This is a genomic window from Brevibacterium aurantiacum (assembly GCF_007558825.1).
In the GTDB taxonomy this organism is placed as follows: Bacteria; Actinomycetota; Actinomycetes; order Actinomycetales; family Brevibacteriaceae; genus Brevibacterium; species Brevibacterium aurantiacum_A.
In genome coordinates this window covers 139,872-165,010 of sequence record NZ_VLTK01000003.1, presented here as the reverse complement: position 1 = coordinate 165,010, position 25,139 = coordinate 139,872, and the positions used below count along the sequence as shown (strand labels likewise).

27 protein-coding genes and 3 tRNA genes are annotated in these 25,139 nt (G+C 61.4%); 15 read left to right on the top strand and 15 right to left on the bottom strand.

Annotated features, from left to right (window positions below):
• Positions 1–7: 7 nt before the first annotated feature.
• A complete protein-coding gene (gene bioB, locus FO013_RS05665; protein WP_143921603.1) occupies positions 8–1,063 on the bottom strand; it encodes a biotin synthase BioB in 1,056 nt (351 codons plus the stop codon).
• Positions 1,064–1,394: 331 nt separating this feature from the next.
• Here bioB and FO013_RS05660 point away from each other — a divergent pair, with 331 nt between their 5' ends.
• The 3 genes from FO013_RS05660 to FO013_RS05650 all read left to right on the top strand — a co-directional run bounded on the left by FO013_RS05660 (position 1,395) and on the right by FO013_RS05650 (position 3,488).
• Entirely contained in the window at positions 1,395–2,666 is a 1,272-nt protein-coding gene (locus FO013_RS05660; protein WP_395949466.1) for a uracil-xanthine permease family protein, read from the top strand.
• Positions 2,667–2,735: 69 nt separating this feature from the next.
• Positions 2,736–3,005 (top strand): hypothetical protein, encoded by a 270-nt coding sequence (locus FO013_RS05655; RefSeq protein ID WP_143921602.1) that lies wholly within the window; start codon positions 2,736–2,738, stop codon positions 3,003–3,005.
• A gap of 21 nt (positions 3,006–3,026) precedes the next feature.
• A complete protein-coding gene (locus FO013_RS05650; protein WP_143921601.1) occupies positions 3,027–3,488 on the top strand; it encodes a L,D-transpeptidase family protein in 462 nt (153 codons plus the stop codon).
• A gap of 38 nt (positions 3,489–3,526) precedes the next feature.
• Here the strand turns inward: FO013_RS05650 and FO013_RS05645 are convergent, their stop codons facing one another.
• Entirely contained in the window at positions 3,527–4,072 is a 546-nt protein-coding gene (locus FO013_RS05645; protein WP_143921600.1) for a YceI family protein, read from the bottom strand.
• Between the two features lie 290 nt (positions 4,073–4,362).
• Here FO013_RS05645 and FO013_RS22790 point away from each other — a divergent pair, with 290 nt between their 5' ends.
• Positions 4,363–4,488, top strand: a complete 126-nt coding sequence (locus FO013_RS22790) for a hypothetical protein (protein ID WP_260848011.1) — start codon at positions 4,363–4,365, stop codon at positions 4,486–4,488.
• Between the two features lie 84 nt (positions 4,489–4,572).
• Here FO013_RS22790 and FO013_RS05640 read toward each other — a convergent pair.
• Together FO013_RS05640 and FO013_RS05635 are read right to left on the bottom strand one after the other, a co-directional pair.
• Positions 4,573–4,646: transfer RNA gene (locus FO013_RS05640), tRNA-Val, on the bottom strand.
• A gap of 78 nt (positions 4,647–4,724) precedes the next feature.
• A complete protein-coding gene (locus tag FO013_RS05635) occupies positions 4,725–5,216 on the bottom strand; it encodes a TetR family transcriptional regulator (RefSeq protein ID WP_143921599.1) in 492 nt (163 codons plus the stop codon).
• Between the two features lie 82 nt (positions 5,217–5,298).
• Here FO013_RS05635 and FO013_RS05630 point away from each other — a divergent pair.
• Positions 5,299–5,375: transfer RNA gene (locus FO013_RS05630), tRNA-Pro, on the top strand.
• Between the two features lie 123 nt (positions 5,376–5,498).
• Here FO013_RS05630 and FO013_RS05625 read toward each other — a convergent pair.
• The gene (locus FO013_RS05625; RefSeq protein WP_143921598.1) at positions 5,499–5,843 is read right to left on the bottom strand and encodes a cupin domain-containing protein; all 345 of its coding nucleotides are present in this window, start codon (positions 5,841–5,843) and stop codon (positions 5,499–5,501) included.
• A gap of 98 nt (positions 5,844–5,941) precedes the next feature.
• Between FO013_RS05625 and FO013_RS05620 the strand changes: the two genes are divergently transcribed.
• A complete protein-coding gene (locus tag FO013_RS05620) occupies positions 5,942–6,541 on the top strand; it encodes a DUF2249 domain-containing protein (protein ID WP_143921597.1) in 600 nt (199 codons plus the stop codon).
• Between the two features lie 42 nt (positions 6,542–6,583).
• Here the strand turns inward: FO013_RS05620 and FO013_RS05615 are convergent, their stop codons facing one another.
• A complete protein-coding gene (locus FO013_RS05615; protein ID WP_143921596.1) occupies positions 6,584–7,012 on the bottom strand; it encodes a DUF1801 domain-containing protein in 429 nt (142 codons plus the stop codon).
• Positions 7,013–7,058: 46 nt separating this feature from the next.
• Positions 7,059–7,535 carry an Lrp/AsnC family transcriptional regulator gene (locus FO013_RS05610; RefSeq protein ID WP_143921595.1) on the bottom strand — a complete coding sequence of 159 codons (477 nt, stop codon included), beginning with the start codon at positions 7,533–7,535 and terminating at the stop codon, positions 7,059–7,061.
• Positions 7,536–7,644: 109 nt separating this feature from the next.
• On the opposite strand from FO013_RS05610, the gene FO013_RS05605 reads away from it, so the two are divergent.
• Both FO013_RS05605 and FO013_RS05600 read left to right on the top strand, forming a co-directional pair.
• The gene (locus FO013_RS05605) at positions 7,645–8,826 is read left to right on the top strand and encodes a trans-sulfuration enzyme family protein (RefSeq protein ID WP_143921594.1); all 1,182 of its coding nucleotides are present in this window, start codon (positions 7,645–7,647) and stop codon (positions 8,824–8,826) included.
• 93 nt (positions 8,827–8,919) lie between these two features.
• On the top strand, positions 8,920–9,684 hold the full coding sequence (locus FO013_RS05600) for a MerR family transcriptional regulator (RefSeq protein WP_143921593.1): 765 nt from the start codon (positions 8,920–8,922) through the stop codon (positions 9,682–9,684).
• A 6-nt stretch (positions 9,685–9,690) separates the two neighbouring features.
• Here FO013_RS05600 and FO013_RS05595 read toward each other — a convergent pair whose 3' ends face one another.
• Genes FO013_RS05595 through FO013_RS05585 form a run of 3 tightly spaced genes read right to left on the bottom strand, consistent with a single transcriptional unit; the run spans position 9,691 to position 11,044 of the window.
• On the bottom strand, positions 9,691–10,095 hold the full coding sequence (locus tag FO013_RS05595) for an HIT family protein (protein ID WP_143921592.1): 405 nt from the start codon (positions 10,093–10,095) through the stop codon (positions 9,691–9,693).
• Positions 10,096–10,133: 38 nt separating this feature from the next.
• On the bottom strand, positions 10,134–10,604 hold the full coding sequence (locus FO013_RS05590; protein WP_143921591.1) for a peroxiredoxin: 471 nt from the start codon (positions 10,602–10,604) through the stop codon (positions 10,134–10,136).
• The gene (locus tag FO013_RS05585) at positions 10,601–11,044 is read right to left on the bottom strand and encodes a DUF3052 domain-containing protein (RefSeq protein ID WP_260848010.1); all 444 of its coding nucleotides are present in this window, start codon (positions 11,042–11,044) and stop codon (positions 10,601–10,603) included. The genes FO013_RS05590 and FO013_RS05585 overlap by 4 nt, the downstream gene beginning before the upstream one ends.
• A 262-nt stretch (positions 11,045–11,306) precedes the next feature.
• Here FO013_RS05585 and aceE point away from each other — a divergent pair, with 262 nt between their 5' ends.
• The 6 genes from aceE (at position 11,307) to FO013_RS05555 (ending at position 19,081) form a co-directional block, all read left to right on the top strand.
• Positions 11,307–14,069: a pyruvate dehydrogenase (acetyl-transferring), homodimeric type gene (gene aceE / locus FO013_RS05580; RefSeq protein ID WP_143921590.1), complete on the top strand. Its 2,763-nt coding sequence runs from the start codon at positions 11,307–11,309 to the stop codon at positions 14,067–14,069.
• A 150-nt stretch (positions 14,070–14,219) separates the two neighbouring features.
• On the top strand, positions 14,220–15,419 hold the full coding sequence (locus tag FO013_RS05575; RefSeq protein ID WP_143921589.1) for a PucR family transcriptional regulator: 1,200 nt from the start codon (positions 14,220–14,222) through the stop codon (positions 15,417–15,419).
• Between the two features lie 55 nt (positions 15,420–15,474).
• Positions 15,475–16,380, top strand: a complete 906-nt coding sequence (locus FO013_RS05570; protein WP_143921588.1) for an ACP S-malonyltransferase — start codon at positions 15,475–15,477, stop codon at positions 16,378–16,380.
• Between the two features lie 19 nt (positions 16,381–16,399).
• Positions 16,400–17,401: a beta-ketoacyl-ACP synthase III gene (locus tag FO013_RS05565; RefSeq protein ID WP_143921587.1), complete on the top strand. Its 1,002-nt coding sequence runs from the start codon at positions 16,400–16,402 to the stop codon at positions 17,399–17,401.
• 118 nt (positions 17,402–17,519) lie between these two features.
• The gene (locus FO013_RS05560) at positions 17,520–17,771 is read left to right on the top strand and encodes an acyl carrier protein (protein ID WP_009882400.1); all 252 of its coding nucleotides are present in this window, start codon (positions 17,520–17,522) and stop codon (positions 17,769–17,771) included.
• Between the two features lie 65 nt (positions 17,772–17,836).
• Positions 17,837–19,081 carry a beta-ketoacyl-[acyl-carrier-protein] synthase family protein gene (locus FO013_RS05555; protein ID WP_143921586.1) on the top strand — a complete coding sequence of 415 codons (1,245 nt, stop codon included), beginning with the start codon at positions 17,837–17,839 and terminating at the stop codon, positions 19,079–19,081.
• A gap of 348 nt (positions 19,082–19,429) precedes the next feature.
• Here the strand turns inward: FO013_RS05555 and FO013_RS05550 are convergent, their stop codons facing one another.
• Complete coding sequence (locus FO013_RS05550; RefSeq protein WP_143921891.1) at positions 19,430–19,921, bottom strand: DUF3145 domain-containing protein; 492 nt, start codon at positions 19,919–19,921, stop codon at positions 19,430–19,432.
• Positions 19,922–20,133: 212 nt separating this feature from the next.
• On the opposite strand from FO013_RS05550, the gene FO013_RS05545 reads away from it, so the two are divergent.
• Positions 20,134–20,664 (top strand): hypothetical protein, encoded by a 531-nt coding sequence (locus FO013_RS05545; protein ID WP_143921585.1) that lies wholly within the window; start codon positions 20,134–20,136, stop codon positions 20,662–20,664.
• A gap of 187 nt (positions 20,665–20,851) precedes the next feature.
• Here FO013_RS05545 and FO013_RS05540 read toward each other — a convergent pair.
• The 4 genes from FO013_RS05540 to FO013_RS05525 all read right to left on the bottom strand — a co-directional run bounded on the left by FO013_RS05540 (position 20,852) and on the right by FO013_RS05525 (position 25,060).
• Positions 20,852–20,925, bottom strand: a tRNA-Ile gene (locus tag FO013_RS05540).
• 136 nt (positions 20,926–21,061) lie between these two features.
• Complete coding sequence (locus tag FO013_RS05535) at positions 21,062–22,321, bottom strand: EAL domain-containing protein (RefSeq protein WP_143921584.1); 1,260 nt, start codon at positions 22,319–22,321, stop codon at positions 21,062–21,064.
• Between the two features lie 84 nt (positions 22,322–22,405).
• A complete protein-coding gene (locus tag FO013_RS05530; RefSeq protein ID WP_143921583.1) occupies positions 22,406–23,884 on the bottom strand; it encodes an MFS transporter in 1,479 nt (492 codons plus the stop codon).
• 123 nt (positions 23,885–24,007) lie between these two features.
• Positions 24,008–25,060, bottom strand: a complete 1,053-nt coding sequence (locus FO013_RS05525; RefSeq protein ID WP_143921582.1) for an LLM class flavin-dependent oxidoreductase — start codon at positions 25,058–25,060, stop codon at positions 24,008–24,010.
• Between the last annotated feature and the right edge of the window lie 79 nt (positions 25,061–25,139).

Here is a 25,139-nt window from a genome sequence, read left to right as displayed (position 1 = left end):
GTCGCCCTCACGCGTTGGCGCCCTGCGTGGTGCCCGCGCCCCGAGCCCTGATCGTGGGAGGGCGTGAGGCATCGGGACCAGCCTCCTGGCCGATGATGGTGAACCCATTATCTCGGATGAGCGCGATGTCGTCTTCGGCGGCCTGTCCCTCCGCTGTGAGGTAGTCGCCGAGGAAGATTGAGTTCGCCACGTGCAGCGCCTGGGCCTGCAGCGACCGGAGGTGGATCTCTCGCCCACCGGCGAGGCGGATCTCCTTGTCGGGACATACGAATCGTGCTGTGACGACGATTCGCAGACATTGGGCGGGAGTGAGATTCCATTGTCCCTCCATGGGCGTTCCGTCGAAGGGGACCAGGAAGTTGATGGGGATCGAGTCGGAGTCGAGCTCACGCAGCGCGAACAGGGCTTCGACGACCTGTTCGTCGCTTTCGCCCAGGCCGACGATGAGCCCGCTGCACGGAGAGAGTCCGGCCGATTTCGCCTTGGCGACCGTGTTCGTCCGATCGGTGTAGGTGTGGGACTTCACAATGGTGTCGTGAAACGACTCAGCGGTGTTGATGTTGTGATTGTAGGCATCGACACCGGCCTCCAAGAGGGACTCTGCCTGACCGTCCTTGAGGATTCCCAGGCATGCGCAGACCTCGACGTCGTCATGAGCGTCTTTGAGTCGTGTGACGATGTCATTGACGCGTTCGACGTCTCGATTCCCCGGTCCTCGTCCACTGGCGACCAGGCAGACCCGAGAGGCGCCTCCGCGGATCCCGATATCTGCCTGCTTCACCGCCTCGTCGGTTTTCAGCCACGAGTACTTCAGGATCGGTGCCGCCGATCCAAGGGCCTGCGAACAATAGCTGCAGCTTTCGGGGCACAGGCCCGATTTGAGGTTGACCAGGTAGTTGAGCTTGATGGTCATACCGAAGTGCGTGCGTCTGAGTCTGGATCCGGCGGCCACGAGCTCAAGCAGGTCGGCGTCGGACGTTGCCAGCATTGCCACCGCCTGTCCCTCGGTGATCACGCCCCCATCGAGAATCGAGTCGGCAAGGCTGTCGAACCAGTTGGTCATCGGTGGATTCTCCTCTTTGCGGCAGATGAGCGTTCGGTGCAGGCACACGCTCCTGAACGGTGTTCAATAGAGTATCAGGGCTTGGCTGGGTCGGCTCATGCAGGGTGGGTGAAAACGAATAGACTGCTCACGGCAGAGAATGCATGACGAACAGACGCCGCCGCCTTCGGGTGGGCGGATGAGGAGACGAGTGGTGGCATCCCCCAACGAGGCGACACCGGCATCCAGCCCCTTTGACGGCAAGTCGGGTTGGAGGCAGCACGGGGATGGAAAGACGATCCGTCCTGGTGAGACCGTTCTGCCCGAGGAAAGGCTGAGCTGGCCGCGGACAGTGGGAATCGGAGCCCAGCACGTCGTCGCCATGTTCGGAGCGACATTCCTCGTGCCGCTGCTCACCGGCTTCCCTCCCTCGACGACACTGTTCTTCACTGCAATCGGAACACTCCTGTTCCTACTCATCACCAAAGGCATGATGCCCTCCTATCTGGGATCATCCTTCGGACTGCTGGCGCCCATCGGTGCCGTCACAGGGTTCGCGGCCACCTCGGGTGAGGACCTCGACGCCCATGCCATGGCACTGGCTCAGGGCGGCATCATCTCCGTGGGCGTGACTCTCGCGCTGGTGGGTATCGTCGTTCACTTCGCCGGGGTGCGATGGATAGAGGTCACCATGCCGCCGGTCGTCACCGGTTCCATCGTCGCTCTCATCGGGCTGAATCTGGCGCCCGCAGCCTGGGACTGGGTGAAGGAAGCTCCCCTGACCGCGCTCATCACGATAGCCACCATCCTGGTCACCAGTGTGGTGTTTCGCGGAATGCTCGGCCGGCTGTCCATCCTCATCGGCGTCCTCGTCGGCTACGGTGCCGCATGGGTGCAGGGACAGATCGACTTCTCGACTGTTGGTCAGGCTGATTGGGTGGGTCTGCCCGCATTCCACGCTCCCGCCTTCGACCTGGGTTATCTGGGGCTCTTCCTCCCCGTCGTCTTCGTCCTCATCGCCGAGAACATCGGACACGTGAAATCAGTGTCGGCCATGACCGGACGTGACCTTGATTCGATCACGGGCCGCACGCTGTTCGCCGATGGGCTCTCCACGGTCCTCGCCGGGTCAGGCGGAGGGTCGGGCACGACGACCTATGCGGAGAACATCGGGGTCATGGCGGCGACTCGCATCTTCTCAACGGCCGCCTACCTGTGTGCAGGCGTCATCGCCTTGATCCTGAGCCTGTTGCCGAAGTTCGGGGAGGTCATCGCAACCATCCCGCCTGGAGTCCTCGGCGGAGCGGCGACCGTCCTCTACGGGATGATCGGAATGCTGGGTGTGCGCATCTGGGTGGAGAATAAGGTCGACTTCTCCAACCCCATCAACCTCAACACTGCAGCGGTGGCTCTGATCGTCGCGATCGCCAATTTCACGTGGACTCCTGGTGACCTTCAGTTCGAGGGCATTGCACTGGGTTCCGCCTCGGCGATCATCATCTATCAGGTGATGCGCGGCATAGCGAAATGGCGCGGCACAGACCAGGACCTGGACCTCGATCACAAGGCTGGCACCGAGGCCGGTCCGGAGATAGCGGAGGAGGCGCCGCCCGCGTCGCCCTGAAGTCCGTGGCCCGAATGGGCATGTAGGTCCTTCCCCCGATGATGAGGATCCGACGAAGAGGAGACAATCATGAAACCTGTATATTCACTCTCCCGCGGAACGCGCCGCCGGCTGACATCGAGTTTCGCCGTCGCCTTAGTCGCAGGTGGCTTGTTCGCAGGAACCACAGATCAGGCTGCACAGGGACTCGGCGCCGGGCTGATCGACGGCACTTCCGCGGACAAGCCGGATCACCTCGGCGACACATGTTCCCTCAGTTCAACAGCGACAGCGGAGAAGGTGCTTGCCGTCTCGGGCACCGGCGGCTCCACAGCGGAGGTGCAGGCCTGCGAGAAATGAGACGGGCAGTACTATTCGGCGATGAACGTCGACGGATATGTCGGCTCCAACGGCATCGCTGCGGCAGGAGAGAAGCGCGAGGGGGACGGCATGACTCCCTCCGGCGTGTACAGCATGGGCTACGGGTTCGGAGTGAAAACAGAACCGAAGCAGTTCCACGGGCCCGAATACGTCACGGTCACCAAGGACGATGTCTGGGTCGACGGAGACGCAGTGAAGAACTACAACACCATGCAGAAGAAGTCCGAGGGCTACTCTGGGGAATCCATGTACCAGAGTCCGGCCTACGACTACGGCCAGGTCATTGACTTCAACTCTGCCGCAACGCCAGGTAGGGGTTCAGCGATCTTCCTCCACGTCAACACTGGCAGCCAGCAGACAGCAGGCTGCGTATCGGTGTCCGAGGATGAGCTGCTGAGAATCTTCGAGTGGGAAGATGACGGCGCGGTTGAGATGGCGATCAGCAGCCAGGCGCAATTGTGAACCCGACTATCGCCGTTTTTCTCCTGCTGCCGGACCGGCTACCGTTTGATCAGTGAGAATTCGAACTCCAATGTGATCTTGTCGCTGATGAGCAAGCCTCCAGAGTCCAGAGGTGTGTTCCATTTCACTCCCCAGTCCCTTCGGTCAATTCGGCGTTTACCCTCGAACCCGACCCTCAACGCACCGTTCTGATCGGTGTCAACACCCAGGAGTTCAATGGGAACCGAAACGCTCCGAGTGATGTCCCGAATGGTGAGATCTCCGTTGACGATATAACTGCCCTCTTCGACCTCATCGATTCCTGTGGAGACGAACGTGATCGTCGGGTACTTCTCGACGTCGAAGAAGTCGGCGCTGCGAAGGTGTGCATCACGATCGGGGGTTCGAGTATCGACACTATCGGTCTGAATCGTGATGGTCACATCAGTCTTCGAGAGATCGCCTGCATCAATGTGCGCAACTCCTTCAACGACGTTGAAGGCACCACGCACCCGGCTGACCATTGAGTGACGGGCAGAGAAACCGAGACGGGCATGTTGGGGATCAAGGTCCCAAGTTCCGGTCAGCTGTTCATCTGATGACATTGTCGTGCTCCTTCGGCCAAGCTGAGATCGTGGGACCCGGGTGTCGAGAGCCCAAATCAGTACTGTGAAAGTACTGGTGTGCATATGCGTTCAGCGTAGCGGCTATTCGGCTGTACTGTCATGTCGAACATACGTGAAATTGAACAGACAAGCATCCTTGGGCCCAGGAGCCCTGCATTTTGGTGAATCCACTGGGATCACGGAGGAAGTCATTTGCACCCCGAATGGGAATGAAATGGGGAAGGGAATCTCCGGAATGCGGAAAGGATGCCCTATCTCGGCCTCCCCGAATGCGGGCTCCCCTAGTATCCGCAGCCACACTGCACGCCAGCGCCATCGGCAGACGCGCTTCGGAGGCAGCCGGCAACGCCACGGACAGACCATTCCCTGTCATCGAGACCGTCGACGGGATCTGACGCGTTGTTAGTGCGACCGACCTGTGTCGGAAAAAGAAATGTGTCGCGACAGCGTAGGAACGACGTCGCGACACAGCGCAGGGGTGGGCCCAGAGGGACTTGAACCCCCGACCCTCTCGGTGTAAGCGAGATGCTCTAGCCAACTGAGCTATAGGCCCCACAGCAACTCGGGAGCAACACTCCCGAACGCGCTTGATCAGTATGCCATATGGCAGGCAGACAGACGAATTCTTGGTTCAGTCGCTCCCAGCGTGCAGGAGGCGTGCCGCGATTATCGCGAAGTTCTCACCGGCATCGTCATTCTCTATGCCGAAGAGTCTGCGGTTCTGTTCGATCGCCACGGCACCCAGTGCATGTGCCATCACACCCTGGGAGACCGTCTGCCCCAATGCGTCGACGCTCAACGCGCCAGGAGTCACTTCGCCGGGGGAAATCGAGTATCCGAGCAACATGATCTCAGCACCGTCACGGTATGTGAGCAGGATGTCTCTCAACGCCATCGCAGCCACAAGCGGGTCAGAAGTCGACGGGCATCGCGCATCCACCTCAGCGTTCATCCGTGTGGCGATGAGGACGAAGAGCTCCTGTTTATCCTTGACGTGCCAATACAGGGCGGAGGGCTGAACCTCGAGCTCACGTGCGAGCCTGCGCATCGACAGATCGCCCAATCCGTATCGTGAAAGGATGTCGAGGGCAGTTGTCGTGATGCTCCCGGCAGTCAGTGCCAATGAGACCTTCCTTCCATTCGCAGTTGGTCGACCGAACCGATTTTTCAGAACGCGTCGCCATCGCTATAGTAGTTCCTGGTCACGGGATATAGCGCAGCTTGGTAGCGCGCCTCGTTCGGGACGAGGAGGTCGTGGGTTCGAATCCCGCTATCCCGACCATTGTGATGTGTCGCGACATCGTTCCTACGATGTCGCGGCACTTTTTTCTATTTCTTACGGGCCCCGCTGGGCATCCTGCCTGGTCAGAGCCGCTGGAATCCCCACTGGAGCTGGCCCGGTTGATCAGCTGACATCGGTTCGAATCGTCAGCAGGAATGCTGAGTCCTCATGCGCCTGCACTGAATGTCGCTCCGGAGGAATCGTCATGAGGTCTCCGACGCGAAGGTCCCACGAGTCCATCGCTGACGATAAAGCCACACTCCCCCGCAGCACCTGCAACGTCGCCTCCGGCGGTGAATCATGCTCAGCCATCGTCGTCCCCGCCGTCAATGTCAGCAGGGCCTGCTTGAGATAGTGCCCGCTGTAGACGCTGTGGGCTGCCCGACCGCTGGTGGCGCCCCGTGCCTTTTGCAGAAGTTCGGCGGCCAGCTCGCCGAGGTTCTGGGTTTGTGGATTGTCATTCATCATCTGCCCCGTCCTGCTCGTTCGACTTCTGCCGCTTAGACCTCTCAGCCCTGATGTTAACTTGTAGTTGATCGATGTGAGACTGACTTTGGAGGTTGACCATGGCCGGTGGCCCAGTATCCGAAACCTTTGACGTTCGGACGGTTCCCAAGCCTGAGCGGCATCCGCTCATCATGGCGGCCTATCGGAAACTCGATGTCGGTTCCGGTCTGATCCTCATCAACGACCACGAACCCAAGCATCTCAAGCGCGAGATGGAGGCGGAGTTCGCCGAGGCAATGGCCTGGGAACCACAGTCGTCAATTGACGTGGAATTCCGGGTTCTCATCAGCAAGCGAGCAGCGACGCCTCTCCCCCGCGTCCTGGCCGATCTCGAGGAACTTAACGGACCTGCGGAGGCCTCAGGTTCCGTGTGGCAGCTCCAGCCACAGTCGCGTGATCTCGATGCGAACATCATCGCACTCTCACCCGGTGGTGAGATCAAGGAACACATTGGGCCCGGCCTCGACGTGCTCATCCACATCCTCGACGGCGGCGGAACCCTGGAGACAGAGCTGACCACGATCCCGCTCGCGCCGGGCCAGATCGTCTGGTTGCCCCGTCTCTCTCGTCGACGCTTCCTCGCCGACGAGGTTCAGGGCCTGCGGTACTTCTCGGTCCATCAGCGCAAACAGGGACTGACGATCACCAGTCGACACTGACTCAGCCGAAACAGCCGTGCAATGTGGCAGTCCAGACAGCAGTCAGGACGCGGGTTCGGGATCGTCGGGGCGCTCAAACGCAATGGCGATGAGTCTGCGCAGCACCGCCTCGTCGATGTCTTCCAGCTTGCGCACATACACGCATCCGGCACCCTCGGTGTATGTACCGAGGCTGGTCAGCAACGCCGCTCCGGTTGGTGTGTCTTTGAGCCCGTACAGCGATAGCTGAGCCTTACGTGGTGAGAATCCAGTCTTGGGCCAGTGACCACGGTTGCGCGGATTCGATGGTGAAACGTACTGGTATTGTCCGTACCCCACGATCGACGGACCCCACATCACCGGCTGCGTGCCGGTGACCTCGGTGAAGATCGCTGCCAGCGCGAATCCATCCTCGCGTCGCTTGTTCGGGCTGGCAGCTGCGAGGAACTCGTTGACGTCAACGTCGGTGGGCTGTGTCTTCTGAGTGGTCATGGTTCAATTATGGCTTCTCGATGGTGATGAAGCCCCGCAGCGAGGTTCAGGCTCTGTCGGGAATCCAGGCTGAACCATCCTGAACCTTGTAGATGAGGTTGGTGCGGGTGTGCGCGACCGCCGGGTAGCGGGTGAGGTAGTCCAGAACGAATGACTGGACCGCCTCGGTGTCGGTGGCGACGATGTGGAGCAGATAGTCATCGGCTCCGGCCATGTGATACATCCGCACCACCCCGGGGAACTGCGGTGCCGCGGCGGTGAAGGCATCAATCTCGGCTCGGTCATGTTTGGCCAGACGGATGGAGATCAGTGCCTGCAGCGGGATGCCCACAGCTGCGGCATCGATGTCGACCCGAAAGCCTCTGATCACGCCCAGCGTCTTCAGGCGTTTGAGACGAAGCGAAACCGTCGACTCGGAGATGCCGACCGCCGCGGCCAAAGCGGTCCCGGATGCTCTGGCATCATCGCTGAGAGCCTTGAGCAGCTGTCGATCAACATCATCGAGTTCCACTTTCTGCGACATGACTCACAGTCTGGCATAAGAGATTCAAGAAGTTTCGATGAGAACACGGAAAATCACGGATTCTTGACTGATGATTGCGGTTCATAGCAGGAATAGCTTGAATGCTGACATGACCTCACTGCATGCAGAAACTCTCATGGTCCATGGCGGGTTGGAAGGCCTCACCGAGGCTGGAGTCCATGTTCCGGCCATCGACCTCTCGACCACCAATCCAGTCAACGATGTCGCCACCGGCGGTGACTCCTACGAATGGCTGGCGAGCGGGCATTCGCTCAAGGACGGCGATTCGGCCGTCTACCAGCGCCTGTGGCAGCCTGGTGTCGCACGTTTCGAGACGGCCCTGGCCGAGCTTGAACATGCCGACGAGGCGGTCGCATTCGCCACGGGCATGGCCGCAATGACCGCGGCTCTCCTCGCAGCCGTCAGCGCAGGAACACCGCACATCGTCGCAGTGCGTCCGCTCTACGGCGGAAGCGATCACCTCCTCGAATCCGGGCTGCTGGGCACGAGGGTCACGTGGGCCGAAGAATCCGAGATCGCCTCGGCGATCCAGGACGACACCGGACTCGTCATCGTGGAGACCCCGGCCAACCCTAGTCTCGACCTCGTGGATCTCGATGGTGTCGTCGCAGCCGCCGGCAACGTGCCTGTGCTGGTCGACAACACCTTCTGCACCCCTGTGCTCCAGCAGCCCATCTCCCACGGAGCGGCCCTCGTTCTGCACAGCGCGACGAAGTATCTCGGCGGTCATGGTGATGCCATGGGCGGCATCATCGCGACCAACTCCGACTGGGCGATGCGCCTGCGACAGGTCCGAGCCATCACGGGAGCCCTTCTCCACCCGATGGGTGCCTACCTCCTCCATCGGGGCCTGCGCACTCTGGCCGTGCGCATGCGCGCGGCACAGACCACCGCTGGTGAACTCGCCGAGCGCCTGGCTGCGCACCCTGCCATCGCAGCTGTGCACTACCCAGGACTGGACGGCCAGGACCCACGCGGACTTCTCGGGCGCCAGATGTCCGGTGGTGGAGCCATGATCGCAATGGAGCTGGCCGGAGGATTCGAGGCGGCGCGCAGCTTCGTCGAACACTGCAGTCTCGTCGTTCACGCAGTATCCCTGGGCGGCGTCGACACGCTCATCCAACATCCGGCGTCTCTGACACACAGGCCGGTTGCGGCCACCGCACGGCCGGGCGACGGTCTCATCCGGCTCTCTGTCGGACTCGAGCACGTCGATGACCTGGCAGACGATCTCATCGCTGCCCTCGACGCGCGCCGAGCAGCCGCCTGAGCCGGCCGACCGTCCTCCGCTGCCGATCCAGGGAGTACCCGTGCCCATGTCCTCGTTGACATTGACGCGACGTCAACTTCTAAGCTGATCGGTATGGACTGGTCCATACAGGAAACAGCGCGGATGACGGGGACGACGAGCCGAACACTGCGTCACTATGACGCAATCGGCTTACTGCCACCGACGTACACTGCCGACAACGGATATCGCTACTACGACGAGACAGGGCTGGTGCGCCTACAGCGCATTCTCCTGCTCAGGGAGCTCGGGATGTCGTTGGATCGGATCGCTGAGGCGCTCGAAGGCACCTCCGACCCGATTGCGGCATTGGGCGAACACGTGCACAGCCTCGGACGCGAGCGTGCACGAATCGAGCGGCAGATCGCCGCCGTCACCGCGACCATCGCACGATTGGAAGCGGGTGAACCTCTCATGGCAGAGGAAATGTTCGATGGTTTCGACCATCGCAAGTACAAAGAGGAAGTGACGCAGCGCTGGGGCCAAGCGGCTTATGAGTCGTCTGCGCAGTGGTGGGAGTCGATGAGACCCGAAGACAAGGCGTCATGGAAGGCGACAGTCGACCAGCTGAGTCAGGACTGGACGAACGCCGCCGCAGCAGGAGCCGATCCCGAATCGGAGCGCTGCCAGGACCTGGCTCACCGTCACGTTCAGTGGCTGCGAGCTGTTCCGGGGACTCCGGCGAATGATCCCGACGGTGACATGGACGGATATGTCCGCGGTTTGGCAGACATGTACGTCAGCGATCCGCGCTTCGGTGCCAATTACGGCGGCACCGAGGGCGCCGAGCTGGTCCGGGACTCACTTCATCTCTACCTGGACGCCAACATGGATTCCTAGGAGCAGTCAGGACTTTCGCTCCAGGGCTCGCCGAATCTTCTCGGCGGGCCCTGCCAGCTGTTCGGGGGTCTGCATGGGCGCACGGTCAGAGATATCGAAATCGTCCATCGAGTTCGTCGGCAGGACGTGGATGTGCAGATGTGGAACCTCGTAGCCGACGACGAGCAGGCCGATGCGCTCACAGTCGAGGGCCTCCTGCTGGGCACGTCCGATCTGTCGCGCCACCGCCATCAGGTGATCGAGCAGATCCTGGTCGGCGTCGATCCAGTGTGAGATCTCTTCCCGGGGCACGACCATAGTGTGGCCCTCGGTCATCGGCGACACATCGAGGAATGCAACGCACACGTCGTCCTGGTAGACGAAAGTGCCCGGAATTTCCCCGTTGATGATCTTGGTGAAGATGGTGGCCATGTTTCATTCCTCCTTGCTGATCCGATGATCAGATTCGCTCAACCGCAGAGTGCTCGCGCTTGAGCGACATCAACGGAGAAGTCACGCGTCTCAGTTCGTGCGACCTGACGACTGGTCACGATCGTACCTGTTCGGGAGATGACGAACACTCCGCGTTCGGCCACACCGTGATAAGCGTCGAAGACGCCATAAGACTGGGCGACATCGCCGTGCGGCCAGAAGTCCGAGCCGAGATCAAGGCTGATCTCGCGTTCCTCCGACCACGCGGCGAGCGTGTACTTCGAATCCACGGACATGGTGATGATCTCGACCGGAAGAGACTCGGTCTCCAGCGACTGTCGCAGGTCATCAAGGGCGCTGACCTCATCGCCGCACACGGGCGAGAAGGCGAACGGAAAGAAGACGAGGATGACAGCCGAGCGACGTAGAACCTCGGCGAGGTGGAGCGTGGACCCGAACTGATCGGGCACGCGGAAATCAGGGGCCCGGTCTCCGGGCCGAAGGATCATGAATAGTTCTTCTTGCCCACCAAACGGAAGCCGGCCCAGTGTTCGGCAGCACTGACCGTCGAGGTCACATGCATGCCAGCTGTGGGAGCTGCCTCAGAAATGTCGGCCGGGCTGATATGCCCGGGGCGACTTGCCTTGGGAGACAGGAGCCAGACGACTCCGCCTTCCTTCAATGTTGCCTGCGCGTCGACAAGACCATCAATGAGGTCGTCGTCGTCGGAGCGCCACCACATCAGAATGACGTCGAAGACATCATCGACATCACCGTCCGCGATCTTCTCACCGATGATGTTTTCGATCGCTTGGCACAGGTCCAAGTCGACGTCATCGTCGTAGCCGATTTCTTGCACATAGTCTCCCGCAGCCAAACCAAGGTTCTGGCCCAGCTCGTTGGGGAGGGTCGACGTGGAAGATGTCCTTTCAGAAGAGGAGTTACTCATGCCCTTATTGTTCCGTCAAGTGTGCCGGAGGTGCAAATGGCGGCGCGCCAACCGGATGCAATCCACCTCAAAGAGCATCGAAGACCACGAACTCGTCATCGAGATCACAAAATTTCGCCCCAGCGAACTTCGCGCGGGAGGACTAGGCTGATGGGAGTATCTGGTGGACCCTGGGCTCAATCATGATTTGATCTTCCATTCCACTCGATCACCCGGATCTCAACACCAACGAAGATCGTGGAGCGGAAGAGAGGACCACACCGTGGACAATCGGAAACAGGGCGGACCGATACTCAATGGGCTGCCCAGCCAGGTGCCCGACATCGATCCCGAAGAGACTGAGGAGTGGCTGGCATCGCTGGACGGCCTCATCGACGAGGGCGGACGGTCACGTGCACGTTACGTCATGCTGCGGATGCTTCAGCGTTCGCGAGAGAAGCAGATCGGCGTGCCCAGCCTGACCGCCACCGACTACGTGAATACGATCGGTCCTGAGAACGAACCGTGGTTCCCCGGTGACGAAGAGGTCGAGCGCCGCTACCGACGCTGGAACCGCTGGAATGCCGCGATGCTCGTCCACCGTGCCCAGCGGCCCGGAGTCGAGGTCGGCGGACACATCTCAACCTATGCCTCGTCTGCCACGCTCTACGAAGTCGGACTCAACCACTTCTTCCGCGGCAAAGACCACCCCGGCGGCGGCGACCATATCTTCTACCAGGGCCACGCCTCGCCCGGTATGTATGCTCGCGCCTACCTCGAAGGCCGGATGAGTGAACAGGACCTCGACGGATTCCGTCAGCAGCAGTCCCACCAGATCGACGGCAAGCCCAGCGGACTGCCCTCGTACCCTCACCCGCATCAGCTCCCCGACTTCTGGGAGCACCCGACGGTGTCGATGGGCCTGGGCCCGATGAACGCGATTGCGCAGGCACAGTTCGACAAGTACCTGCAAAACCGTGGAGTCAAGGACACCTCGCAGCAGCAGACCTGGGCGTTCCTCGGCGATGGAGAGCTCGATGAGCCGGAGAGTCGCGGCATGCTCCATGTCGCCGCGTTCGAAGAACTCGACAATCTCAACTTCGTCATCAACTGCAACCTGCAGCGTCTCGACGGCCCCGTCCGTGGCAACGGCAAGATCATTCAGGAGCTCGAAGCCTACTTCCGGGGCGCCGGATGGAACGTCATCAAGGTCGTCTGGGGCCGCGAATGGGACACCCTCCTGGGCAAGGACCGAGACGGCGCACTGGTCAACCTCATGAACGCCACCCCCGATGGTGACTACCAGACCTACAAAGGAGAGTCCGGCGGATTCGTCCGTGACAACTTCTTCGGTCGCGATCCCCGCACGAAGGCCATGGTCGAGGACTACAGCGACGAGAGGATCTGGAACCTCAAGCGCGGCGGTCACGACTACCGCAAGGTCTTCGCTGCATACAAGGCCGCCGCCGAGCACACCGGCCAGCCGACCGTGATCCTCGTCAAGACCGTCAAGGGCTACTCGCTGGGACCTCACTTCGAGGCTCGCAATGCGACCCACCAGATGAAGAAGCTGACGATCGACGACCTCAAGTTGGCCCGCGATCATTTCCAGATCCCGATCTCGGACAAGGATCTCGAAGCCGACCCGAAGCTGCCCCCGTACTATCACCCTGGGCAGGACGCTCCGGAGATCAAGTACATGCAGGAACGTCGTCGGACACTGGGCGGATACTCCCCCGATCGACGCAGCACGCACATCGATCTCAAGCTTCCTTCCGACAAGGCCTTCGACGCAGGCAAACGCGGTTCGGGCAAGCAGACGATCGCCACCACCATGGGCTTCGTCCGAGTGCTCAAGGACCTGATGCGAGAGAAGGAGTTCGGCAAGCGCATCGTGCCGATCATCCCGGACGAGGCCCGTACCTTCGGCATGGACTCGTTCTTCCCGACGGCGAAGATCTACAACCCGCACGGCCAGAACTACATTTCGGTCGACCGCGATCTCTTCCTCGCCTACAAGGAGGCCACCGACGGCCAGCTGCTCCATGTTGGCATCAACGAGGCCGGTGCCACCGCAGCGCTGACCGCTGTGGGCACCTCGTATGCTACGCATGGTGAGCCGATGATCCCGTTCTACATCTTCTACTCGATGTTCGGCTTCCAACGCAGCGGCGACTTCTTCTGGGCAGCCGGCGACCAGATGGCACGCGGATTCGTCCTCGGCGCCACCGCCGGTCGCACAACGCTGGTGGCCGAGGGATTGCAGCATGGTGACGGTCATTCGCATCTGCTGGCATCGACCTATCCGTCGATCGTGTCCTACGATCCCGCCTACACCTACGAGATCGCCCGCATCGTCCGTGACGGCATCCACCGTATGTACGATCCGGCCGATGAGCGCGACCCCAACGTCATGTACTACCTGACGATGTACAACGAGCCGATGGTCCAGCCCCCTGAGCCAGAGGACCTCGACGTCGACGGCGTGCTCAAGGGGATGTATCTCCTGTCGAAGGGTCCGGACAACGGCGGCCCGAAGGTCCAGCTCATGGCCTCCGGCGTGGGCGTCCCCTGGGTTCTCGAAGCCCAAGAGCTGCTCGCCGAGGACTGGGGCGTTTCGGCAGATGTGTGGTCGGTGACCTCGTGGACCGAGCTGCGTCGCGATGGCCTGAAATCAGAAGACGACCGACTGCTCACCCCAGACGTCGAGGCACGTGTGCCGTATGTGACTCAGAAGATGGCCGAGACCGAAGGCCCTGTTGTGGCGACCTCGGACTTCATGCGCGCGGTTCCGGATCAGATCCGTCAGTATGTGCCAGGCCACTTCACATCCCTGGGCACCGACGGCTACGCGATCTCGGACACCCGTCCTGCAGCACGCCGCTATTACCACGTCGATGGACCGTCGGTCGTGACACAGGCTCTGATCTCCCTGGCCGACACCGGGGCGATCTCGATCGACAAGGCCGCCGAGGCGGCACGGAAGTACCAGCTCGACGACGTCACAGCGGGCACCTCAGGCTCGACCGAAGGTGCCGGCGCCTGATCGCAGCGCGCTGGGCGGATTCGACACTGCGATCGACACCGCTATGAGTATGGCCGGAGTCTCTAAGACTCCGGCCATGCTTGTCTCAATCGACAAAAAATTGTGTGTCGCATACAAGCGAATTGTGACGAAGCCTTTAAAGTGGTGCCTATGACAACTGACGCCGAGACGCTCCGGCGCCGGGCAGAGACGGCGCGCCGTCTGCGGGCAGGAGTGGGAGTCCTCTCCACTGTGACCCTGCAGAGACTTGAAGCTCGGCTCCCCTGGTACCGCAGCATGTCCCCCTCTGATCGATCCTGGGTCGGACTGTTGGCCCAGTCGGGCATTTCATCCTTCATCGACTGGTACCGCAAACCCGATACGGATCTGCGGGTCGTCAGCGAGATCTTCAAATCCGCCCCGCGCGACCTGATTCGAGCAATCAGTCTCCAGCAGACCCTGCAGCTGCTCAAGATCGTCGTCGAAGTCGTCGAGGAGAGAGTGCCCGACATTGCACGTGCGGTCGAGCAGCCGGCGCTGCGGGAAGCCGTTCTCGTCTACTCCCGTGAGATCGCCTTCGCCGCCGCAGACGTCTATGCCCGAGCCGCCGAGGCCAGGGGCAGTTGGGACGCTCGCTTAGAGGCAATGGTCGTTGATGCCCTGGTTCGCGGCGACTCCGTCGATGAGCTGGCCAGCCGTACCGCTGCCTTCGGGTGGCAGTCGGAGGGTCCCGTCAGCGTACTTGTCGGACGGGCCCCGCAGAGGTCGGCCAAGCGCGGACTCGACGTTATCCGACGCAAGGCCCGCAAATGGGCCGATGATGCCCTCGTCGGCATTCACGATAACCGACTGCTCATCGTCCTCGGCGGTGCCACCGAACTCGATGACGCCGTTGAGGAACTCTCCGAATCCTTCGGACCATCCGAAGTCATCGTCGGACCCAGCGTTCCGAGCCTGGCAGAGGCCGCCACCTCGGCGAGGGCAGCTATCATGGCGCTCAGGGCCGCCACCGCCCGCCCCGACTCACCCCGACCCGTCAGGGCTGAAGAGCTCCTACCTGAACGAGCCCTGGCCGGAGACACCGTCGCCCTGAGCGAACTCATCAGCCGATACTACGAACCACTGACCTCTGGGACCGGGCAACTGCTCAAAACGGTCAGCGCCTACGTCGAATTCGGATCGTCGTTGGAAGCCACGGCCAAGGCACTCTCAGTCCACCCGAATACGGTGAGATACCGGCTCCGGAAGATCACCTCGGCGATCTCACTCGATCCGACGGTCTCCCGCGACGCGTTCGTCATCCACATCGCATTGGTCTACGGGCGACTGTCAGATGCCGGGCTATTGTCGAACACCGACAAAACACACTGATCCGAAAGATCCATCCACTAGATTGAACACCGAAGTCGAGTGAAAAGAGAACTGAGTGCTAGCAATCACGTGCCCGGGCCAAGGTGCCCAGAAGTCGGGCTTTCTGAGTTCCTTCCTGGAACTCGACGCCTTCGCCGCGCAGATCGACGAACTCTCCTCCGCATCCGGGATCGACCTGCGCCTGCACGGAACCGAATCGGATGACGAGACCATCAAGGACACAGCACTGGCACAGCCGCTGCTCGTCGCCTCAGCGATCGCGTGCGCCGCTGAGCTCGGAGCTCGGGCAGAGTATGTTGCCGGGCATTCCGTCGGCGAGATCGCTGCCGCACAGATCGCCGGTGTCTTCTCTCCAGCCGATGCCATGCGCTTCGTCGCAGTGCGCGGCGCAGGGATGGCAGCGGCCGCGGCCCAGACGCCGACAGGCATGTCAGCCGTCGTCGGGGGCGAACCTGCCGACGTTCTGACGGCCATCGAGGCAGCCGGTGCCAGCCCAGCCAACGTCAATGGAGGCGGGCAGACGGTGGCAGCGGGATCCTTGGAAGATCTGGAGAAGCTGGCGGAGAACCCGCCGGAGAGAGCACGCGTCATTGCTCTGCCCGTCGCTGGTGCCTTCCATACCGAGTACATGGCTTCGGCGACCCAGGAACTGGCCGCCACTGCCTCGGCGCTGGAGATCGCAGATCCTGCCACGTATATCCTCAGCAACTCGGATGGAACAGTCATTGAGAGCGGTCAGGACTATGTCGACCGCCTCGTCAAGCTAGTCACGAACCCGGTTCGCTGGGATCTGTGCCAGGAGACGCTGCTGAATGCGGGAATCACCGGAATGATCGAACTGGTCCCCGGTGGCACCCTGACCGGAATCGCACGACGCGCCATGAAGGGCGTGGAGACATTCGCCATCAAGTCCGCTGCAGACCTCGACGGTGCGCGTGAGTTCGCCGCGGCCCACGCCTGATCATCAAAGGAAGACCATCATGCCAACACTGAAGACCGCAGAATCCGGAACCTTCTCCAAGATCACTGGCATCGGTGCCTACCGTGCCGAAAACCTCGTCACCAACGACGACATCGCCGGGCCCATCAACTCCTCCGATGAGTGGATCCGTCAGCGCACCGGCATCATCACTCGGCGTCGCGCCAGCAAGGACGTCGGTGTCATCGACATGTGCGAAGAGGCCGCGTTGGAAGCGATCGCATCCTCCGGGCTCAAGCCCGAAGACATCGGCGGCATCATCATCGCCACCGTCACCTTCGAATACTTCACTCCTTCGGCGGCAGCAGCGCTGACTGACCGCTTGGGGACGGGCCCCATCCCCGCCTGGGACATCAGTGCGGCATGTGCCGGTTACTGCTACGGCATCGGACAGGCCGACGCATTGGTCCGTTCCGGGGCCATGGACAATATTCTGGTCATCGGTGCGGAGAAGCTCTCCGAGGTCATCGACCCCGAGGACCGTTCGATCTCCTTCATCCTCGGCGACGGAGCCGGTGCTGTCGTCGTCTCGTCGTCTGACGAGCCGGGCATCTCGAAGACCGTCTGGGGCTCGAAGGGCGAGAACTGGTCGACGATCCGCATGACCGAGTCTCTCTACGACGTCCGCGACGACCGCGACACTCCGTTCCCCACCTTGCGCCAGGATGGGCCGACCGTATTCCGCTGGGCCGTCTGGGACGGCGCCGAGGTGGCCAAAGAGGCTCTTGCCGAGTCCGGCATCGAAGCCTCCGACCTGGCTGCCTTCATCCCGCATCAGGCGAACATGCGCATCATCGACGAACTCGCCAAACAGCTCAAGCTGCCCGAGCACGTCGTCATCGCCCGCGACATCGCCGACAACGGGAACACCTCCTCGGCATCCATCCCGCTGGCGACCGAGCGTCTGCTTCGCGAGCAGCCTGAACTCAGTGGTGGATACGCTCTGCAGATCGGCTTCGGAGCCGGTCTGGTCTTCGGCGCACAAGTGATCCGCCTCCCTTAAACGGGTTCATTCACGGAAAACTCTCCGTGAATGTCCTAAGATATTCGGCGGGACACTCGTCGAAAAGTTCCTCAACCGGTCGAACAACCCTCGGCTGACACTAGAAAGTAGGAAAGAAATGGCATTCACCGAAGCTGAAGTCCTCGCTGGACTGGCAGAGATCGTCAACGAAGAAACCGGTTTGGCTGTGGAAGCAGTCGAGGCCAACAAGTCCTTCACCGACGACCTCGACATCGACTCCATCTCGATGATGACCATCGTCGTCAACGCTGAGAAGAAGTTCGGCGTGAAGATTCCGGATGACGACGTCAAAGACCTCGTCACCGTCCAGGACGCTGTTGACTACATCAACAAGGCTCAAGAGGCCTGAGAAATTAGCCGAACACGGCCCGTCCACCGACGGGCCGTGTCCACACTATCGACGAGGTTTGTACCATGACACCTAAAGTTGTCGTCACCGGGATTGGTGCGGTAACCCCATTGGGCGCGACGGCCGATGCCACGTGGCAAGCCATACTGGCCGGCAAGTCCGGCGTCCACACAATGGACAATGACTGGTCCGAGAAGTACGGCCTCGCCGTCGACTTCGCAGCACAGGTCGACCCACAGGTCGTGCCCGAAAATCTCAAACGCGTCCAGGCCAAGCGCCTCGACCCCTCCTCCCAGTTCGCACTGATCTCCGCTCGTGAGGCCATGGCCGATGCCAGCCTCGAGGAGACGGACCCGGACCGCACCGCGGTCTCCTGGGCTACCGGAATCGGCGGTGTCTGGACTCTGCTCGATGCCTGGGACACGCTTCAGGAAGAGGGCCCGCGCCGGGTCATGCCGCTGACCGTTCCGATGCTCATGCCCAACGGGCCTGCAGCAGCCATCGGCATGGAGTTCAAGGCCCGTGCTGGTGTCCAGACTATGGTCTCCGCATGTGCGTCGTCGACCGAGAGCCTGGGCCACGCCTACGACGTTGTGGCCTCCGGTCACGCCGATGTCGTCATCGCCGGCGGCTCCGAGGCTGCTATCCACCCGATCACAATCGCCGCCTTCAACTCCATGCAGGCACTCTCACGCCGCACCGATTCCCCTGAGACCGCATCACGACCCTATGACGTCGATCGCGATGGATTCGTCATGGGCGAAGGTGCGGGAACCCTCATCCTTGAAACCGAGGAGCATGCCAAGGCGCGCGGAGCGAAGATCTACGCCGAGGTGTCCAGCTGGGGCATCTCCAACGACGCCTACCACATCACCGGTGGTGAGCCAGGCGGACAGTACGCGCTGCGTGCAATGCAGAGCGCGCTGGACAATGCGGAGCTCAGCCCCGCAGACGTCAAGCACGTCAATGCTCACGCAACCTCGACACCGGTCGGCGATATCCCTGAGTCCTTGGCGATCAGCCAGCTGCTGGGCTCTCACGTCGGTGACGCTCTGGTCAGTGCCACGAAGTCGATGACTGGCCACCTCCTGGGTGGTACAGGCGCTGTCGAATCGATCCTCACGGTCAAGGCGCTGCAGACACGCACCGCTCCCCCAACGATCAACATCGACGAGGTCGACCCGGAGGTCGTGGGCATCAACATCGTCCGCGACACCCCTGCAGAACTTCCTGCCGGAGACATCGCCGCGATTTCGAACTCATTCGGCTTCGGCGGCCACAATGCCGTCGTCGCCTTCAAGTCCGTGTGATGCGATAGCGCCTCTCGAGGCGGCGGTCCAGTCACAACTGGTCCAGCCTCTGAGCGACGATCAGATCAGGCCCCAGCAATCATGCTGGGGCCTGATCTGCGTCCGTGCCACCGATCAACTCATTCGCTCGTGCGCTCAATCAACGCTGAGTCAGATGCTCGCGCCTGCTCAGACTCGATAATCTGATTCCCCGTTCAACGAGGCGACACCGGGACCGAGCTAGCTGTATGCTGGCACATCTGCATACGACTATGGGCACACCCGAGGTAGGCAGGTGTGCCCATAGTCGTTTTTCCGGAGCTTCAGCGTCGCAGTTGGACCTACGGCGCAGGAAGCCTCGTGAGAGTCTCAGCCGACCTTGGTCAGCCAGCGCACCGGAGCGCCCTCGCCTGCGTGGCGGAAGGCATCGAGCTCTTCGTCCCAGGCTTCGCCCAGGGCCAGAGCCATCTCAGTGGAGAGTTTGGTCGGATCACCGGAAGCGCGTTCCATGACGGAGCGAATGCGATCTTCGGGGACCAGAATGTTACCGGCAGAGTCGGTGACTGCGTGATAGATCCCGAGGTCTGGAGTGTGGCTCCAACGCCCGCCGTCGACTCCGACAGATGGCTCCTCGGTCACTTCATAGCGCAGTGAGTCCCACCCGCGGAGAGCGGATGCGATGCGAGCACCAGAACCTGCTGGCGCACGCCAGCAGACTTCGGCACGCACAAGGCCTGGCGCTGCCGGCTGGGGTGTCCAGTCGAAGCGTGCCTGTGCACCGATTGCCCCGCCCGCTGCCCATTCGATGTGCGGGCATAGCGCGCGAGGTGCTGAGTGGACGAATAGTACGCCCTGTGTCATATCCATTTGTGCCTCCTACCTCGGATACGTCTTCCCCTACGATCCGAAAGGAGGTGCTAGAGCCAATGATAGACGAGTTTTGTCTGTGCGCCAAGCACTGAATGACCTGGTGGCGTCGGGTGTAGCCAGGTTCTGTACGAGGACGCGAAGTGAGGGCGTCCACAGGTTGCCCGCGCTAGACGAACGAAGGGTCGGTAAGGACCAGTGACCTTGTGCGCTACGATGGCGCCATGCTGCAGGAAAGCGCTGCACCGACCACGGTGCGAATGTTCCCGGACTATGCTGACACGGTCTTATGGCTCGTCTACCCCGTGGACTATGAGGACACCGCATTATCCCCGGGATTGATTCGTGAGCTGGAAACGTGGGAACGGTCGTACTACGAAACGCTGGACGCCGACTTCAACTGGAAATCACCGGAGGATGCCCAGGCCTTTACGAAGACAGGCATCGATCTGGCCGGACTGGTCGCGAACGAACTCGGCGAGGAATTCATTGTCGAATTCGCCTCTTACGAAATCGCTGCACCGACGTACACGGCTCACAGCCGCAGACGGGCAGACAACGTGGGAGCTGCCACAGCCTTTTCCGCTATCGCTGAAGAGCTCGAAGCCGAGCAGGAACGCGTGACACAGCTGGCGGCGGAAGCTGGTCCCAATGCCGAGTGGGCGGCATGCGCGCCGCTTGCCGGTGATGTCTTGCCCTTGGGCGGGAACGCCCCTCAAACAGAAGATCGTGACTGACACACAGTTGCGCAGTCCCTCATCCAGTCGCGCAGTCCCTATTCCGACAGTCGGGTCATGCGCAATTGTCAGAACTGCCGTCAACGAACCGAGAGTTCCACAATCGCATGCGCCTTGGCCATCGCGTTGACATCCTCCGCAGCCGGGATCGGACGACAATAGACATGAACGAAGACTACAACAGCGGTGCCCCCGGTCGGACTTGAACCGACGACCAAGGAATTATGAGTTCCCTGCTCTGACCAGCTGAGCTACGGGGGCGAGCAGAAATAAGATTAACACCAACTGACGGCCTGGACCCATTCGGCTCACGCGCAGCCCGAGGAAGTCGGAATCGTCAAATCCCGTTCTTGCTCATTCCTCTCGCAGGCAGAGTCCGCTCAGGGACAGCAGACGATCAGCTCGTTGAGGAGATCGGTGATATGCGCGTCAGCGCACTTCGAGCGGCATCGACACAGGTATAACGCTCGGTCGTGATGTACACGTCGAATACGACCTGACCGTCGCTGCCGGGATCGTTGCGTTTGGAGGCGGCGACGAGACCTGACCAGTCGGGACCGACCACGACGACGCCGTGCTCATTGCGCATGGGATCTGATGCGTCGACGACCCCTGTGCGCACACCCGGGATCGGCGGCTCTGTGAAGCCACCCGAGAACATCGCCGTCAGCCCGACCGTGTCGCGTATACGTTCATAGCGGTCTCGGGTGGCTTGGGAGAAGGTCTCATCTTCACCGAAGACGCCGAGTGTGATTGTGGCGGCACCTGAAGCCAGGGCGCGCTCTTCGAGCGCAGCTATCTGGGCGACCAGAAGCTCACGATTCATCACGAGCGGTTCGCGTCGCAGGCCCTGAGCAACCGAATAGGGAGTTCCCAGAGCCGCAAGATTACGCGAATGATGATCGATCAATCCGTCCTCGATCGGCTCGGCGAATGGCTCGGGCTGCTTGGTTGCGGGACCGAAGAACGGACCAGACATGAAGCGTGCGCCCAACGCGCGAACCCGGTCGAGATCGTCCTCGGTGGTAACACCCTCGGCGAGGATCACTGCGCCTGTGCGTTCGAGGTGAGCGTGGAGCAGACGGTTGAGTTCGGCCAGGTGCGATTCGCAGTCGATGCGCAGCACGTCGGGATGAAGACCGACCACCGACGGATTGACCAGAGGCACGAACGAGGTGCTGCGCAGGTCTGCGCCGACCGAGGACATACCCACACCCCATCCCATCGAGCGCGCCTGACGAACCGCACGGAGTACAGATGCAGGAGACGATGAAACGCGGGAGGCGTCGAGCTGGAGGATGACGGAGCGGTCAGGTTCTTCGGTGCGATCTTCAAGGGTGGCGAAGGATTCGTCTTCGGCGTGGAGGAAGAGCCGGTTCGACTTGGGCAGTCCGGCCGCCTCGGCGGTCCTCAGAGCTGTTGCCCGAAGCGAGGCATCGATGTCGCCGATCATTGCCGAGGCATGCATCTCGCGGCGGAGATTCTCGGATTTAGCGTGCCCGAGTGCCGGGTCATCGGTGGGGGCCTGGAGGATCTGATATCCCACCTTGTCGAAGGTGTACGCATCGACGACGGGGGCGAAATAGGTTTCGATCCCACCTGAGCGCACCAACTCTTCGAGAGCCAGGTCCAGATCGTGTACCGCCTCAACCACCATATGTCCTTCCATGGGCAAACGTGCGTTCACAGTCTTCCACATGAGGACAGACGCGATTGTCTAAATTCCGTAACATTATTGCGCTCAGAGCTGACGGCGCCGGCCTCGCCTGACCTCGGCCAAACCGACGATTCCGGCCAGAACCACGATGATCGCAATCGCTGCGAACGAGGCGATCATGCCGATGTTCCAATCGCTGACCGCTGTGACAGCGAAGGCCAAGGCGGTCATGATGGCCAAACCCATCGACGTGCCGATGCGCTGTCCGGTCTGCAGGACTCCCCCGGCCGAGCCTGCATACTTCAGTGGCACTTCCTGCAGGGTCAGGGTCTGGTTGGGGCTGATGACCATGCCCTGTGCGGCACCGATGAAGCTCAGAGTCAGCAGCATCCACCATTCGCTGCCGATGCCCTGGGTGAGCAGGAAAATCACGCCGATTGTCGAGACCAGACCCAGCAGGCAGGTGATGATCCCCCAGACGACGAGTCGGCGGCCGATCTGGAACACGAAACGTCCGGACACATCTGCCGATACAGCGGAGAGCAACGCTGCCGGAAGTCCGATCATGCCTGCTGCCAGCGCAGTGTGGCCCAAACCCTGCTGCATGTACATCGCGATGAGCACCCAGACGCTCGTCACGCCCATGAAGTAGAGGGTGATGATGATCGAACCGTTGCTGAAGCTGCGAATGCTGAACAAGTTCAGATCGACCATGGGAGCGTGTCCACGGGCCGAGTAACTGCGCTCCCAACGGGCCCAGAACCAGATGGTGAATAGTCCCAGTGGCAGGGCGAGCCAGATGAACCACCCGACAGAAGACTCGACGAAGGGCAGCAGCACAAGGAGGACTCCGACCCCGAGCAGAACCACTCCGAGTGGATCGAGGTCTCGATCCCTTTTCGATGGGTAACCCTCGTTCGCCGAGGCGGCCGCCGGGTTCGCATCGGTGCCGTCGTTGGCGGCAATCGGGTGCCAGGCTGATTTCGGCAACCAGCTTCTGGCAAGGATGAGGGAGATGACCGCGAAGGGGACATTGACCAGAAAGGCCGCACGCCAACCCAGCTCCGGGCCGAAGAGAGCGATGAATACACCGCCGAGGATAGGACCGGTTGCAACGGAGAGGCCGACGGTGGTGCCCATCAGTCCGAACGCGCGCCCGCGCTGTGGCCCTTGAAAGTACTGCTGCAGCAGCCCGACGACCTGCGGATTGAGCAGTCCTGACCCGAGTCCCATGAAGACGCGAGCAATATTGAGGGTCAGCGCCCCGGGCGCGATGCCGGCGACGAGTGAGGCCAGGCCGAACAGGGCCACTCCGATCATGAACAGCTGGCCGCGTCCGAAGACGTCGCCTGCTCGACCTGCTGCCACGAGAACAACGCCGAACGAGAGAGCATAGCCGGTCAGGACCCATTGCAGAGCCGAGGACGATGCTTGAAGATCCGCCTCGATGGCGGGCAGGACGACGTTGATGATCGATACCGACAGCAGAGACATGAAGAGCGGGACGAGACCGATGAGGACGATTCGTCTCTGAATCTGATTCATCCGCTGGCCGTCGCTCACCTGATCACCTCTGTTCAGACCGCATTCCGCACAGAGGTTGCCGTACGGAACCAAGTCGATTCGACAGTCCCCTATGTGGGAACTGTTTCATCATACGTGCCAGTGTTCAGGCCTCGGGCGAAATCACACTGCGGAACCGGTCACCGGGCCAGATGTATTGGGTTGCCATCCCAGAGCAGGAGCGACGTAGCTGGCGAAGGACTCCAGGATGTGGAGGTTGTAGTCCACGCCGAGTTGGCTCGGGATCGTCAGCAGGACCGTGTCCGCGGCTTCGACCGCTGGGTCGGCCTTCAGCGCCTCGATGAGTTCGTCGGGTTCGCCTGCATAGGTCTTGCCGAAGGTCGAGCGCGTACCATCGATGATCCCAATCTGATCACCTTCTCCACCTGAACGGCGACCGAAGTAGAGGTCATCGAGGTTCGTGGTGATCGGGAAGATGCTGCGGCTGACAGACACGCGCGGAGTCCAGTCATGGCCAGCATCCTTCCATGCTGCGCGATAGCGATCGATCTGATCGCGTTGCAGCGCACCGAAGGATGCACCGGTGGCTTCGGTCAGCAGGGTCGAGCTCATCATGTTCACGCCCTGGGCAGCGGCCCATTCAGCGGTCGCCGCAGTACCGGCGCCCCACCAGACACGTTGCTGGAGACCTGGAGAATGCGGTTCGACACGCAGCTTCTTGCCTGGACCGAACTGCGTCGGATCGGCTGGCACGAGTTCTTCGCCCTTGATTGCAGACAGGAACTTCGCGAACTTCGCGCGGGCCATGTTCGCGGCCTTCGCATCGTCACTGTCGCTGTAGCCGAAGGCTTCCCACCCCCGGTCTGCTGGTTCCGGTGATCCCCGGCTGATACCCAAAGCCACTCGCTGATCAGAGAGCAGGTCAAGGGCAGCGGATTCCTCTGCCAGATAGAGAGGGTTCTCGTAGCGCATGTCGATGACACCGGTCCCGACCTCGATTCGAGAGGTCTTGGCCGCGATCGCCGCCAGAAGCGGCATCGGCGAGGCTGCCTGCTCAGCGAAGTGATGAACCCGGAAATACGCGCCGTTGACGCCGATCTCGTCGGCCCCGACGCCGATCTCGACTGCCTGCTGCAGCGCCTCCTTGGCGCCGTACTCCCCCGGAGCACTTCCCGAACCGTAGTGACCGAAACTCAAGAAACCGAATGCCTTCATACCGTCGACAACCTACTTGATCGATCAACTATTCCCGTCTGCTCTGCGCGCGACCCAAGCCAGCGCACCAGACCTGCAG